Raw genomic sequence first — 13,974 nt, 5'->3', positions numbered from 1 at the left:
TTCCCGACCGCCGGAACCCCGTCCCGGCTGCCGTGCTACCTCGGGCAGTGCTCCCTCGGGGATCACCCGGGCAGTGCTCCCTCGGGCGTGCGCTCGTTCGGTCGGCCCGCTCCGCGTGCTCGACGTCCCGCCGTGTGGCTGTGGTTCACACCGCTACGCGAAGCGGGTGAGTTTGCGCGGGGCTGTTGCCCTCGATCCGATGAGTGATCACGCTGAGGGAGTGAGCGCAGATCGTGCGGAGGTGGTGCCGTCCGTCTCGGGTGCGGCGCACCGGCGCGGCGCCGGTCGCCGGGACGGCACCGCACCACCCGCCACCGACTACCGTGCTCCGGGGGTCGTGTCCGCCCGACCGGTCGTGCTGGCGCGACTGGTGTCCGCGCTCGTCCGGGAAGGGCTGCTCGATCCCGAGCACGCCGCCCGGTGCGGACTCCGGATCCCGTTGTCCCGGGTGACCGCCACGGGCAGACTCGCTCCCACCGGGCCGATCACGTTGTCGGAGGGCACGGCACAGCCACGTACGCTGCTCGATCCAGCGGAACTGCTCGATGCGCTGCTGCGGCTGGAGCTGCTCGCGGGGGATCCGGACGCATGGCAGCGGCTTCGCGCCGATGTCGCGGAGAGCGTGGCGGCGCTGGCGCGGGCGCTGCGTGCCGAACGAGCGCGTGCCCGCGAGCTCCGCGACTCGGCTTCCGCCGTGGACATCCGATGCCGACCGTTCACCGCGCTCCTCGGGGAGCTGCGCACGAGGCACGGCTCCGACGATTCGCTGCTCGGCTCCTTCGAGCAGTGGGTGATCGACGGGCACCCGATGCAGCCCGTGGCCAAGGTCAGGACCGGTCTCGGCGCGGCCGACGAGCGCCGGTACGCTCCCGAGTTCGAGGTCGGGTTCGACATGCGGCTGGTGGCGGTGGCCCGGCACGCGGTCTCCGGCGCCGACCACACCGGTGAGCTCGACGGTGCCGGGGCGATGTGGCGCGAGCTGCGTGCCGCCTTTCCGCGAGCGACCGAGGCAGCCGAGTCGGAGCTGCTCGGCCGGGGGATTTCCCCCGCGTCGTACACGTTGATCCCGGTACACCCGCACCAGCTGCGGTTCGCGATTCCGGAACTGCACGGGGAGGCCCTCGCCGCCGGAACCGCTGTGGTGCTCGACGCCACCGTCCCGGCGCGCCCGCTGATGTCGCTGCGCACGCTGGAGGCCCGAGAACCCGAACGCCCGCCGGGATTGCAGGTCAAAACCGCCGTCGAGATACGGCTGACCGGCGCGGTGCGCGGGGTCTCACCGGGGGCGGTGCACAACGGACCCGAGCTGTCCGCGCTGTTCGACCGCATCGTGTCGCGGGATCCCGACCTGTCACCTGTGGACGAGCACGGCCTACCGCGTTTCGCGGTGTGCCGGGAACTCGCCGCCGTCGGACACCGGCCCACCGGTTCGACGGGGGACGCGGATCGTGACAGGGCGCGTGCCCGTTCACTGGCGGCGGTGCTGCGCGAGCACCCGGGAGCGTCGATGGCCGGCGGTGAGGTGGCGCTGCCGGTGGCGGCACTGCTCGCCCGCTCCCCGCTGACCGGCAACAACGTGCTCGCCGATGTGCTGGCCGAACTGAACCCCGGCCTACGGAACGGCCGGGAGGACGGAGCGGAGTCCGCTCTCGACACCGCGCGTCGCTGGCTGCGGCTGCACCTCGAGCTGGGGATGTTCCCGCTGCTCGCGCTGTTGGTGCGCTACGGCATCGCGCTGGAACCGCATCCGCAGAACAGCGTGCTGGTGCTGCGCGACGGCCTGCCGCACCGGTTTTTCGTGCGGGACATCGGCGGGGTTCGGGTGCTGTCCGAGCGGCTGCGACGGCGCGGTCACGAGTTCGCCCCGCACCGGGATTCCGCGCTGACGGGCACCGATGCCGCGGCGTTGCGCGACAAGCTGTACTTCCCGCTGTTCGGCAATCAGCTCGGCGAGCTCGTGGCCGCCGCTGCCGCCGCCACCGGCTGTTCGGAACAACCGCTGTGGCGGGTGGTGCGGGGGAGCGCCGCGGGCGTCTTCGAGCGGTTGCGAACCACGGCCGCCGACGAGGACGAGGTCGCGGACTGCGACTCCGACGCCGAGGCGTTGCTGGACCGGCCGTGGCGGCTCAAGACGATGCTGGGGATGCGCCTGGCCGGGTTGGTCACCGAGCAGCGCTACGTTTCCGCTCCGAACCCGTTGTCGGCGACATGACTCGCGAGGTCGTGTTCACCGGTGAGGTCCCCTTCCCGGGGGATTCGGACTCGTTCGACGTCGATGAGCGAGCGATGCTGCGCGAACTACGCGCCGAGGACGCCGAATTGGCCGAGGACTGGGTGGCGGAACTGCCGGCAGCGCGGCGGGACACCGCTCACCACGCCCTTGCCGCGTTGTTGCGCGAACAACTGCTGCCCGGTGCTGTGGAGGTTTTCCGACTCCCTCTTCCCCGGGACGATGCCTCGAACGAGGCGGTGGCACACCGCCTGGGGTTGTCCAGCGGTGCCGTCGGGGCACTGCGGATCCGGTGGCGCTCTCGCGAGGGCGGGTCGGTGCTGGTGCGGCTGAACGGCGGCACGCTCGTGACGGTGTGCTCGGCGGACTCACCGTTCGGGTTGTACCGGGTCCACGGGCCGGTGCTGTTCGACGACGGTGCCGCGCCAGTCGAACTGGAACGGCCAGGACAGCTGATCGACGTGCTGCGACCCGGGACCGAGGCCGACGACCGGCGCGGGCTGCGGAACGAACTCGCCGATTCCGCCCGGAATCTGGCGCTGTCCCGCGCGACGGTTCGACGCGGGGCGGCGGCCGTGGCTCTTCGGGCCACCGCTCTCGGAACCACGGGTCTGCTACCCACGCTGGCGTTCCGGCACTCCGCCAGTGAGGTCACGCTCGAGCTGGACGCGCTGACGGTCGAGGGGCACAACACGCATCCCTGCGGCAAGGTGCGGGGCGGCTTCTCCGCCGTCGACTCCACGCGCTACACCGCCGAATCCGGGCGGGTGGTCGAGCTGCGCTTCGCGGCGGTGCGGCGTGGTTTCGTGCGGTCCACACCGGACGAGTCCGGGCGTTCGGTCGGCGAGCTACTCGCCGAGCACTTTCCGGCGTTGGCGGCCGGAACGCGCCGGGAGTTGCTTCAACGGGGTGCTGATCCGTCGGATTACCTGCTGATTCCGGTGCATCCCTGGCAGGCGCGCGAGGTCGTGCCGCGCGAGTACTCCGCCGAACTCTCCTCGGGCGCGCTGCTGCTGCTCGACGAGCCGCGGCTGCCGTGCAGACCCACTCTCTCGGTGCGAACCCTGGTGACCGATCGTCCCGGCAGGCACGGGCGACGGCTGACCGTCAAAACGGCACTGGACGTGCTGTTGACCTCGGCCAGGCGCACCATCGCGCCGGAGAGTACCCGGGACGGCCCCGTGGTCGGCACGTTGTTGCGGAAACTGTTCGCCGCGGATCGGGTTCTGTCGAGTGGTGCGGGGGTCGTCCCCGACCTCGCCGGGATCGCCTTCGAGCCGTCGGAAGGCGGTTCGGCCTCGCCCGGTCGGAGGCGTGGCCTGTCCGCGTTGCTGCGCGAGGACCCCGCTGATTCGCTCCACGAGGACGAGCAGGCCGTTACCGCCGCCGCCCTGCTGGCACTCTCGCCCGTCTCGGGGGAGCCGTTGCTGGTGGAGCTGGTGGACACCGTGGCGCTGCGCGACCGCGTCACACGCGCCGAAGTGGCCAGATGGTTCCTGCGGGACTACGCGGAATCGCTGCTCGCCGCCACGTTGCCGCTGCTGTCGTGCTACGGCATCGCCGTGGAGGCACATCTGCAGAACACCCTGGTAGTGGTGCGGCGTTCCCGCCCGGCCCGGCTGCTGCTGCGTGATTTCGCCGGTGTGCGAGTGCATTCGGGTCGGCTGCGGGCGGCGGGCCACGAGGTGCCGACGACGCGGCCGGGAGTCACGACCACCGAGGATCCGGCGGTGCTGCGTGCCAAGATGTGCCACGCCACGTTGCAGGCGAACCTGGCCGAGGTGGTGTCGCTGCTGCAGCGTTCGTGCGCCCTGCCGGGAGCGGTGGCGTGGCGGATCGTGCGTGAGGCGGTCTCGGCAGTGGCCGCACGGGTCGGGCAACGGGGTGGCGCGGCGCTCGCCGCGGATCTCGCGGCGCTGTCCGCTCCCGAGTTGCCGCAGAAGGCGCTGGCCACCATGCGGCTGCGCCCTGACGAGGGGGATGTCTACCTGCCGCAGCCCAACCCGATGTCCGGCCCGTTGCCCGAGTGGGACTCCGTTCAAGCCGAGGGGCTCAGTGGTCCACCTTCTTGAGCACGAGGTGTGCGGGCTCGGTCCACGGTGAGTCGATGTTCCAGGCCGGGACGGGTCCGCGGCCCATGACCCTGGTCAGGACGTAGTTGACCTCGCGCGGTTCCACGGGAGTGAAGTTCCGGTAGTTCGCACGTAGCAGGGTTCCGGTAACCGGTCCGGCCTCCGCTATGCGCTTGTTGACGTCATCGGCCAGGTATCCACGGTCGGACAGTCCATCCACTATGGAGCATTCGCAGAAGTAGGCCAGAGTCCCGATCTCGCCGGGACTGCGTACCGTGGCGTCGCCGATCCGCTGTTCCAGCAGGTTCCCGATCCTGGCGTAGTCCGCCGGTGTCGCCCAGTTGGTCGTGATCGTGGCGCGCTGCCAGGGCATCCCGGTTTCCACCACGATCCTGGCCTGGTTGGCGAACATCGCGGTTCCCAGGGCCACCGCCACAGTCGCGGCCAGCACCGGAATTCCCCGTCGTTGTCGGGCGGCCCCCGTAGTAACGGCTCCGATCACGCCGGCGAGGAACACCGTGAGACCTAGCATGCTCGGAACGTAGTACCAGTGGTACGGCGGAACCCCGAGCGTGGTGTAGGCGTAGAAGTGCGCTACCCCGCCCACTCCCATGAGCGCCCAGGGGTGCAGCCTGTGCGCTTTCGCGTTGCGCAGCAGTCGTGTCACCAGCCATACCGGCAGCGCGAGCGCTCCGAGCGCCACCGTGCTCAGCGCCGCGATGGTCGCGGCGGGATACACCTCGTAGTACAGTCGCAGTCCGTTGCCGAAGCTCCAGCTGCCCCAGGCTTCTTGCATCTGCTTGAGTACCAGCGTGTCGGGCACGGCCGAGCCGAACGCGAACCAGCTGAAGCCGAACCACGGCAGTGATACGAGGCAGGCGGGCACCAGCCAGCGCCAGAATTTCCGCCACAGCGCGGGGCGACCCAACAGCAACACCACGACGAAGACGCCCAGGTCCAGCCTGGTCAACGCGAGCAGCCCGGCCGCTACGCCGAACAACACCCGGTTGTGTGTGGTGGCCCCCAGCAGTAGCAGTCCCAGCAGCGCGGAGGCCAGCGTCATCTCCAACCCGACCGAGGAGAGCAGGAACGGGTTGGTCAGCACGAGCAGTGTGCCGAGGACCACGGTCAGGCGCGAGAAATCACTGTGCCGTGCGGAGCGGTGCAGTGCCACGGCCAGGACCGCGTTGGCGAGTACGAAGAGGGCGCCCAGTGCCAGCACGGGCTGCCGCAGCAGGAAGGTCAGTGCCGCCAGTACCAGCACGTTCAGTGGCGAGGTGGCGGTGTTGGAGAATTCCTGCTGGATCATTCCCCAGTGGCCGTGAAGGGCCAGGTTACGTGCGAAGTCGATGGTGATGTAGGCGTCGTCCGTGAGTCCGCCTCGCACGAGCATGAACACGAGTCCGGCGAGCAGTGCCGCACCACCGGCCACCAGCGCGGTTTCCCGTTTTCCCGATCGGTTTGGTAGTGCACTACTGGAAAATGAAGGTGAGGATTTTTCGTCCCGCGTTACTTCGGTGACCGCCACTGTTTCCCCTCTCACCGCAAGAACAGTGCGAGTAGTCGCGTTTGGTCCCGTTTCGGGTTCTACAGTCGGCGTTGCCGCTCAGTGCCGTTCTCGGCCGGTGTCAAGCACCATAGCGCGTGTCGTTCCGAAACGCTCGATCGTTTTCCGGTGTCACCGCGCGGCGTTCATTTCTTTTTCGATGAGTACCAACCGCCGGAAATATTGTTCATCAACCAGCGGATGCGCTCGTGCGAGATCACGCCCTGAACCGATGTTTTCGGTTTTGCCGCGATGTAAAGTGAATTCGGTTCCATGATTTCGGGGAACCGCTCGAATGTGAGTATGGGGCGGTCGCGGCCAGGGGGGCGGAGTGGTATGAGTCAGCCGAGCTCGTTCGGACGCAGTCCCTGCCGCAGTCGTTCGAAGGTCTCGTCGAGGTAGTGCCGCAGGCTCTCGTCGGATTCGGAGTCCTGCCAGCTCTGCACCGAGACCCGGAGCGTGGTGATCGTCGTGGCGGACAGCAGCCGCACGTACACGTCCTCGGTGGTCCTGCCGAGTCGCGCGGCGAAGCCCTCGGCCAGCGAGGCCTCCAACGTGCGGAACGAGGTCACGATTTTTTCGATCAGTTCGGGGTGGTGTCGAAGCACGACGGCCTGATCACGCCAGGTGGGACCGTTCATCGCCGTGCCGATGGCCTCGCCGAGCACCGCCCGGGCCACTTCGAGCGGTTCCTCCTCGGGAGGCCGTTCCAGGACGCGTGTCGAGGTGCTGTCGATGGTGTCCCGATCCCACGGGACGAGTACTTCCTCCTTGGAAGTGAAGTAGTTGAAGAACGTCCGTGGGGAGACGTCGGCGCCGGCGCAGATGTCCTCCACAGTGACCGCGCCGGGGCCGTGCTCGCGGAACAGTCGGACGGCCGCCTGTTGCAGGGCCTGGCGGGTGGCGCGTTTCTTGCGCTCGCGCAGCCCACCGGAGCCAGCTTCACCCGCGTCGGAGGCCGGAGTGGTTCCAGCTGTGCCGGGCGCGGTGTGCGCTGATCTGGCCATGTGCCCTCTCCCTGGCTGCTGCGATGCCGCCGCTGCTGAGCTGGGGCTTCATCGTAGTGGGGCTGTCAGTGCTCGGACAAACCGGGCAGTGCTCGGACAAACCGGGCAGTGCTCGGACAAACCGGGCGTGTGGGGCCGATCACCATGAATATGCGTAGTTGCATTTTTGCAGTCGCTGCACCGATCTGTTAGAGTGCCTTACGGCGCCGGGAGCGGTGCTGCCTAACGGTCAGCGGTTCGTGGACTCCCATCCCGGCCGGGCCGAGTGTCGATCGGCTCGTGAGTGGTTCCCGGGCGCCCCGTCGCGTCGGTGATCGACCAGTGGCTCCACGGTCCACCGTTCGCAATCTTTTCCGCGATCATGGCGAGGAGCCGGTGTGCCGAAGGAAGAGCTGAAGTCGTTGGCTCGCAAGTTGGCGTCGACGCTGTGGTTCCCGATGTTCTTCGTCGTCGGGTTCATGGTGTTCTACCTGATCCCGTTCCACGCGCCCGCGCCGCACAACGTGCCGGTGGCTGTGGTCGGTGAGCAGGCCGCCGCCGGTATCGAGGTCTCGTTCGGCAACTCGGTTCCGGACGGTTACGACATATCCGCCGTCTCCAGTGAGCAGGCCGCGCGACGGGCGGTGCTGGACCGGGACGTGGTAGCCGCCTACGATCCGGCCGACGGCGAGATGTTCTACGCCAGTGCCAACGGCAGGATGGCCGTGCAGATGCTGCGGCAGTCCTTCGCCCCGGTGGCCGCCCGGGCGGGGCAGCGGCTGAGCACGACCGATCTGGCCGCCACCGCTCCCGGGGACGTGATGGGGACCGGGTTGTTCTACTGCCTGATGGCTCTGAACATCGCCCCCTACGTGTTGGTGATGATGCTGCTGCGGGCACAGTTGACCACCCGGCAGAAGCTGGGATCGATGGTCGGCTTCGGAATGGTCTCGACGCTGATCTGCTACTTCACAGCGCTCTCGCTGGACGTCATCCACAACGACCCGTTGCTGCTGCTGGTCGGCTTCCTGCTCACGCAGGGAATCGCCTGGACCGCCTACGGGTTGGTGCCGATCGTCAAGCAGTTCATACCCGGCGTGGCCATCGGGCTCTTCGTGCTGCTGAGCCTGCCCTCCAGCGGTGGTGCTATCCCGTTGCACTTCGTGCACCCGATCTTTCAGTTCCTGCACCACATCATGCCGCTGGGTAATGCCGTGGACGCGATGCGCGGCATTCTCTACTTCGACGGTGCCGGGGCGGCGCGGGGCACGCTCGTGCTGTGCGCCTGGGTGGTACTCGGTGTGGCGTTGGTCGTGTTCAATCATTTCCGCGCCGAGCGGCGCGCGGCGCGGACCACCGAGCAGCGGACCTACGAACAGCGGGACGGCGAGCAGCGGGAGCGGTCCGGTGAGTCGGCCGGGCGGACTTCCGGCGAGGAGTACGAGCACGGGGACGAGAGCGGTGTCACCGTCGACCCGGCTTTGGAGGCTCCCGAACCGGCGCACCACCGCACGCTCGCCGGTTCGGTGACCGACGGTTCCGGGGCTGCCGTGCCGGGTGCCAGTGTCACCGTGACGGATGGACGTGGTGTCCAGATCGCGAGGATGCTGACCTCCCCGGAAGGGGAGTACCGGGTGCACGACCTTCCCGTGGAGTCGATCACCGTGGTGGCCGCCGCGGCAGGGTTGGAGCCCGCTGTGGACAGGTTGCGAGCTCGTCAGGGGTGCGTCGAGCGGTGCGACTTCCTGCTGGACAGCGAGTCCGCCAGTCGCAGCGTCCGGCCGGTCGGCGTGAGCGGTGCCGGGGTTCTTTCCTGAACGCCGACCGGGTGTCCGTTCGACCGCGGGCACCCGCCCGCGCAGGTTGCTGAGTGAGTACTCACTCATTATGATGGGGGTGTGAGCACGCAGGAGTCCCGCCGCCGTGCTCCGGCGATGAGTTCGGAACAGCGGCGAACCGAAATCGTTCGAGCCACGTTGCCCCTGCTCGCCGAGCAGGGCGCGAACGTGACCACTCGGGCCATAGCCCAGGCGGCGGATGTGGCGGAGGGGACGGTTTTCCGGGTCTTCACGGACAAGGGCGAGTTGCTCCGTGCCTGTCTCGCGGAGGCGTTCCGCACCGACGAGGTGTGTGCTCGGATAAGGGAGATATCAACGAGCCAGTCCATCGACGCCAGACTGACCGAAGGGGCGGCGCTGGTGCTCGACCACTTCGACAGACTGGGTGAACTGAAGCGCAATCTGGCCGCTTCCGACTACGATCTGCACCAGCGCGAGACCCACGATGCGAAGCGGGCCGCGCGGCACGAGCCGCCACGTTTCGTGCTCGAACTGACCGATGCGTTCGCCGCACTGATAGCTCCCGACGAGCAACGGCTGCGGGTCCCCGTCGAAGACGTCGCGGCCATGTTGCTCGGCCTGTTGCTGAGCGCGCGGTTCGCCGGCAACTCCGACGACGAGGCGCGCGCCAAACTGGCCCCGCGCATCGATGTGCTGCTGCGCGGTGCGCTGGCGGCCTAGCGCCCCCGAGATCTCAAGCCCCGACGTCTCAAACCCCGACATCGACCGGCCCGAACCGGTGAGAGGGAAACAATGGCAAGACCGCCCATCGAGGTCGAAAACGTAACCAAGGATTTCGGAAAGTTCAAGGCTCTCGAGGACGTGAGCCTGCGAGTCCCCCAGGGCAACGTCCTGGGGTTGCTGGGGCACAACGGTGCGGGCAAGACCACGCTGGTCAACATCCTCAGCACCCTGTCACCACCGACCGCCGGAACAGCGCGCGTCGCGGGCTACGACGTCGTGCGGCAGAGCAGGCAGGTCTGTGCCCGCATCGGGTTGACCGGCCAGTTCGCCGCCGTCGACGAGCAGTTGTCCGGACTGGACAATCTGGTGCTGATCGCCAGGCTCCTGGGAGCGACCAAGCGCGCCGCCAAGCAGCGGGCGGAGGAGCTGCTGACCCTGTTCGAGCTGACAGAGGCGGCCAAGCGGCCCGCCCGGACGTACTCCGGCGGTATGCGGCGCAGGTTGGACCTGGCGGCCAGCCTGGTCGGTCATCCGGACGTGATCTTCCTCGACGAGCCGACCACCGGGCTGGACCCGACCAGCCGGATGGGGCTGTGGCAGATCGTGGAGAACCTGGTCGACGACGGCACCACGGTGCTGCTGACCACGCAATACCTCGACGAGGCCGACCGGCTCGCCGACTCCATCACCGTGCTCTCCAGCGGCAAGGTCATCGCCTCCGGAACAGCCGAGGAGCTGAAGGCCGAGGTGGGGCAGCGGACCGCCACCGCCACGCTCGCCGACGCCGCCGATTCCGCTCGTGCCCTCGAGGCGCTCGGCCGTGCCGGGCTCAGCCCGGTGCACGACGAACAGCGCAACGCCATCACCGCCCCGGTCAACGCCTCGCACGAACTCGCGGTCGTGGTCCGCGCGTTGGACGAGGCCGGAATCGAGGTCAGCGGCCTCGGCCTCGGTGAGCCCACGCTGGACGACGTCTACCTGAACCTTGCCCACCACTCCGCCGAACCGGCCGCCTGAGCGACGGGAAGTCCAGATGACCAGTACACTCACCGCTCCGCGAACCGGAGCGCAACAGTCCACGCCGGACCGCACCAACTGGCACGGCGCCGGGGTGTGGACCCAGATCGTGGTGCTGACCGGCAGATCCTTACGCGCGGTCCTGAAAGATCCCCGAATAGTCGTCTTCAGCCTGCTGCAACCGCTGATCATGCTGACGCTGTTCAGCCAGGTCTTCGGCAAGGCGTTGATGTCGAGCATCCAGACCGGTAGCTACATCAACTACCTGATGCCCGCCATCCTGGTCACCACCGGTATCGGTGCCTCGCTGCAGTCCGGGGTGGGGCTGATCACCGACATGAAGAACGGTGTGCTCGGCAGATTCCGTTCACTGCCCATCAGGATGGGCTCGGTGCTGCTGGCACGCAGCCTCGCCGACCTGTTCCGGACGGCGGTGCAACTGGTGATCCTGCTGGGCGCCGCCGCCGTGCTGTTCGGCTTCTCCCCGAAGGGCGGATTCCTCGGCACCTTCAGCGCGTGGCTGCTCGCGCTGCTGGTGAGCTGGTCGTTGACCTGGGTCTTCCTCGCGATCGCCTCGTGGGTTCGCAAGGAGGAGGTCATGCAGAGCGTCGGCTTCCTGGCCATGTTCCCGCTGATGTTCGCCTCCAGCGCGTTCGTCCCGCTGGATGCGCTGCCCGACTGGTTGAGCATCGTCGCGCGCATCAACCCGCTGACCTACGCGGTCGACGCCTCCCGGGACCTGTCGCTGGCGATGCCGGTGGGAACCGGTGTGCTGTCCGCCGTGGGGACCAGCGCGGTGCTGCTGGTGGTCGGTGCCTTCTTCGCGGTGAAGGGGTTCCGCCGCCCGCTGTGACACTCCGAACCACACGCGACGAAGCGAGCAGGCACTTCGCGTTCGTCGGTCTCCCCGCGCCCGGACACGTCAATCCGACGCTCGCGCTGGTGGAGGAGCTGGTCGGACGCGGCCACCGGGTCAGCTATGTGACCGGCCCCGAAGCGGTGCCCGCCGTTCGAGCGGCGGGTGCCGAGCCCGTCTCGGTCTCGCTGCGGCTACCCGACCCGCCGCCGACCGACGCCTCGACGGCGCCGGTGGCGGCGGTGTCGCGAATGGAGCGTTTCCTCGCCGACGTGCGGCAGAGCTTCCCGGCAATGCTGGATCGGTTCGACGGGGACGTTCCCGACGTGGTGTGCTCCGACGCCGCCACTTCGATCGGACGCATGCTCGCCGAGAAGCTCCGGGTCGTCCACACCGCGCTGCTGCCCGGTTTCGCGAGCAACGAACGGTTCTCGCTGCGCGGCCTGTTCACCGAACAGCTGCCGAGCGCGTTCGATCCGAACAATCCCGTACTGCGTGACTTCGGGCAACACATGCGGGCGTTCGCCGAGCGCTACGGGGTGAGCTTCGACTTCCACTCGATGATGTCCGACGCCGGTGATCCGCTGAACCTCGTCTTCCTCCCCAAGGAGTTCCAGATCGAGGCGGACGGCTTCGACGAGCGGTTCGTCTTCCTCGGCCCCATGATCGGCGGTCGTGCGGCGAGGGAACGGTGGCGGCCCGTCGATCCGGACAAGCCCCTGCTGTTCGTCTCGCTGGGGACTCTCGGCCACGAACGGGTGGATTTCTACCGCAGGTGCATCGAGGCGTTCGGAGACGGTGCCTGGCAGGTGGCGATGTCCATCGGTGATCGCGTCGATCCGGCCGAACTGGGAGAAGTACCCGACAACTTCGAGGTGCGGCCCGGTTTTCCGCAGACCGCGGTGCTGCGTGCGTCCAACGCGTTTCTGACGCACGCCGGGATGAACTCCACGATGGAGGCGCTGTACTACGGAGTTCCCATGGTGACCCTCCCGCGGCTGCTCGAGCAGGAGCTCAACGCCGACCGCGTGACGCGGCTGGACGCGGGCCGTCGGCTCGATCCGAACGCCTCGCCCCGAGCGCTCCGCGAAACGGTCGACGAGGTCGCCGGGGACGACACCGTGCTGGCGGGAGTAAGTGGGTTGCGTGACCTGGTGCGCGGTTACGGTGGCCCCGCGGCCGGTGCCGACGCGTTGCGGGACCTGCTCGCGGAGCGGGACTCCGGCTGAGACCGGAACGCGACCACCCGCCCGGAAGCGGCGCTCCGAGCGGGTGGCCTGGCCCGTGTTCACGGTTGCCCGAACGGCTGCCTCACATCGGGGTGAGCGTCAGCGTGGCGGAACTCGCCCGCGTGTCCTGGATGTAGGACGCGAAACCGGCCACGTCGTCGAAGGCGAAGCCGTACGCCTTGCCGTCGACCGTGTTGGCGTGCATCGCCTTCGCGTAGTGGTTCGTCACCGAGTGGTTGTAGAAGTCCGCCGGGTTAGCGGCGGGCTGCGAGGTAACGTTGTGCAGGTTGGACCGGTTGAGCCCTGCGGCCAGGATCGCCGCCACCGGTCCCCTGGGCGCCGCCCCGGCGAACAGCGCACCGTTGCAGAACAGCACGTCGCGGGTGCTGGGCCGGTCGAACGCCCCGACATCGCCGTCGAAGACGAACCGGTCACCGGATACCGAGCCGTGGTAGACACCGGTGCCGATGTCCACCGTCATCGTGCTCGAACGGTACTGCTCCCACACCTGGTCGATGTAGGAGTCGAAGTAAGTGCTGGAGAAGTTGCCCAGGTCCAGCCCGTGCCCCGGAGCCACGATCCGGTAGTCACCCTGCCGCAGGTTCTCGAAACCCGGGGTGGAGCTGACGCTGGAGAAGATCCGGTCACGGCCACCCGCTTCGAGCGTCCCGGTGGTCTGGTCCGAGGCACCAACCAGTCGGATGGAGGAGGGCACGCTGAACATGTCCACCATCGTGGTGTTGCAGTACATACCGGTGTCGTTGAGCGTGAACTCGAAGACGTCGTGCAGCACCGTGTTGCTGGGGTCGCTGGGCACCCAGCCCGCTGGGTACTGCAGCGCGGGTTGACCGGTGCCGCTCTCGACCACCTTGAACTTCAGCTCGCCGCCCAGGGCGAAATAGATGCGCCCCGACATGGCGGGCAGGCTGATCGTGGTGTCACCGCTGTTGTTCAGCGGAATCCCGTAGTGGGCGTAACCGTCCGAACCGTTGTCGGAGAACGAGATCGGCACTCTCCGGCCGTCGGGGGTCACCCGAACCTGCTGGCCCGAGTGGTCGACTCCGACGATGTAGAGCGAGATCGAGGTGTTGGCGAAGTCGCCGGTGTGGTTGGTGATCGTCAGTGGCAGCGGCACGGCGGCGGCGGTGGTTCGTGGCCGTGCCGCCGCGGTGGCGCCGCTGCCCAGTACCGGTGCCGCCAGCGCCGCAGTGGAAAGTCCCCCCAGGAATGTTCTCCTGCTGAACAAGGTGCCTCCTTCGGTCGGACCGCGGTAACGGCCCTCATGCGGTCCAGACCAGTGTGCTGCCGCCGGAACCGATCCAGCATTACGTCGATCCGGCGCTGTCGATGGCACGTCCGGCAGAGCCGAAAAGTGCCAACCGAATGTCCCGGAGGGGACAGTGTCCTCCGTCAGCTGCTGCTTTCCCCGAAAGTCGCGCCGTGCGGATCCGCCGTTTCGGCGGCCGACCGCTCTCGACCGTGGCGGAAGGCTTCGAGGGGGCGGCCGTCCGGCCCT

The 13,974-nt window shown here is 68.2% G+C and carries 10 protein-coding genes; 7 read left to right on the top strand and 3 right to left on the bottom strand.

Features of this window, described 5'->3' with window-relative positions:
* Positions 1-220 precede the first annotated feature (220 nt).
* A complete protein-coding gene (locus BM150_RS13135; protein WP_245755476.1) occupies positions 221-2,212 on the top strand; it encodes an IucA/IucC family protein in 1,992 nt (663 codons plus the stop codon).
* Entirely contained in the window at positions 2,209-4,302 is a 2,094-nt protein-coding gene (locus tag BM150_RS13130; RefSeq protein WP_092927563.1) for an IucA/IucC family protein, read from the top strand. The genes BM150_RS13135 and BM150_RS13130 overlap by 4 nt, the downstream gene beginning before the upstream one ends.
* Here BM150_RS13130 and BM150_RS13125 read toward each other — a convergent pair.
* Positions 4,283-5,734 carry a hypothetical protein gene (locus tag BM150_RS13125; RefSeq protein WP_175496807.1) on the bottom strand — a complete coding sequence of 484 codons (1,452 nt, stop codon included), beginning with the start codon at positions 5,732-5,734 and terminating at the stop codon, positions 4,283-4,285. The genes BM150_RS13130 and BM150_RS13125 overlap by 20 nt on opposite strands.
* Positions 5,735-6,189: 455 nt before the next feature.
* The gene (locus BM150_RS13120) at positions 6,190-6,855 is read right to left on the bottom strand and encodes a TetR/AcrR family transcriptional regulator (RefSeq protein ID WP_092927562.1); all 666 of its coding nucleotides are present in this window, start codon (positions 6,853-6,855) and stop codon (positions 6,190-6,192) included.
* Positions 6,856-7,232: 377 nt separating this feature from the next.
* Here BM150_RS13120 and BM150_RS13115 point away from each other — a divergent pair, with 377 nt between their 5' ends.
* From BM150_RS13115 to BM150_RS13095, 5 genes are all read left to right on the top strand, one after another.
* Complete coding sequence (locus BM150_RS13115) at positions 7,233-8,651, top strand: carboxypeptidase regulatory-like domain-containing protein (RefSeq protein ID WP_245755475.1); 1,419 nt, start codon at positions 7,233-7,235, stop codon at positions 8,649-8,651.
* A gap of 81 nt (positions 8,652-8,732) precedes the next feature.
* Positions 8,733-9,353 (top strand): TetR/AcrR family transcriptional regulator, encoded by a 621-nt coding sequence (locus BM150_RS13110; RefSeq protein WP_245755474.1) that lies wholly within the window; start codon positions 8,733-8,735, stop codon positions 9,351-9,353.
* A gap of 72 nt (positions 9,354-9,425) precedes the next feature.
* Entirely contained in the window at positions 9,426-10,373 is a 948-nt protein-coding gene (locus BM150_RS13105; RefSeq protein WP_092927560.1) for an ATP-binding cassette domain-containing protein, read from the top strand.
* A 16-nt stretch (positions 10,374-10,389) separates the two neighbouring features.
* On the top strand, positions 10,390-11,226 hold the full coding sequence (locus tag BM150_RS13100; RefSeq protein WP_092927559.1) for an ABC transporter permease: 837 nt from the start codon (positions 10,390-10,392) through the stop codon (positions 11,224-11,226).
* Positions 11,223-12,458, top strand: coding sequence for a macrolide family glycosyltransferase (locus BM150_RS13095; RefSeq protein ID WP_092927558.1), 1,236 nt, complete (start codon positions 11,223-11,225; stop codon positions 12,456-12,458). Before BM150_RS13100 ends, BM150_RS13095 begins: the two co-directional genes overlap by 4 nt.
* An 82-nt stretch (positions 12,459-12,540) precedes the next feature.
* On the opposite strand, the gene BM150_RS13090 is transcribed toward BM150_RS13095, so the two are convergent.
* On the bottom strand, positions 12,541-13,704 hold the full coding sequence (locus BM150_RS13090) for a beta-1,3-glucanase family protein (RefSeq protein ID WP_092927557.1): 1,164 nt from the start codon (positions 13,702-13,704) through the stop codon (positions 12,541-12,543).
* Positions 13,705-13,974 lie beyond the last annotated feature (270 nt).

This window comes from Actinopolyspora alba, from assembly GCF_900112765.1.
In the GTDB taxonomy this organism is placed as follows: Bacteria; Actinomycetota; Actinomycetes; order Mycobacteriales; family Pseudonocardiaceae; genus Actinopolyspora; species Actinopolyspora alba.
This window is presented reverse-complemented; position numbering and strand designations above follow the sequence as displayed.

Bases quoted from the DNA above. Each gene is read 5' to 3' on its own strand.
- BM150_RS13120 (WP_092927562.1), bottom strand. From the start codon at position 6,855: ATGGCCAGATCAGCGCACACCGCGCCCGGCACAGCTGGAACCACTCCG.
- BM150_RS13130 (WP_092927563.1), top strand. From the start codon at position 2,209: ATGACTCGCGAGGTCGTGTTCACCGGTGAGGTCCCCTTCCCGGGGGAT.
- BM150_RS13105 (WP_092927560.1), top strand. From the start codon at position 9,426: ATGGCAAGACCGCCCATCGAGGTCGAAAACGTAACCAAGGATTTCGGA.
- BM150_RS13100 (WP_092927559.1), top strand. From the start codon at position 10,390: ATGACCAGTACACTCACCGCTCCGCGAACCGGAGCGCAACAGTCCACG.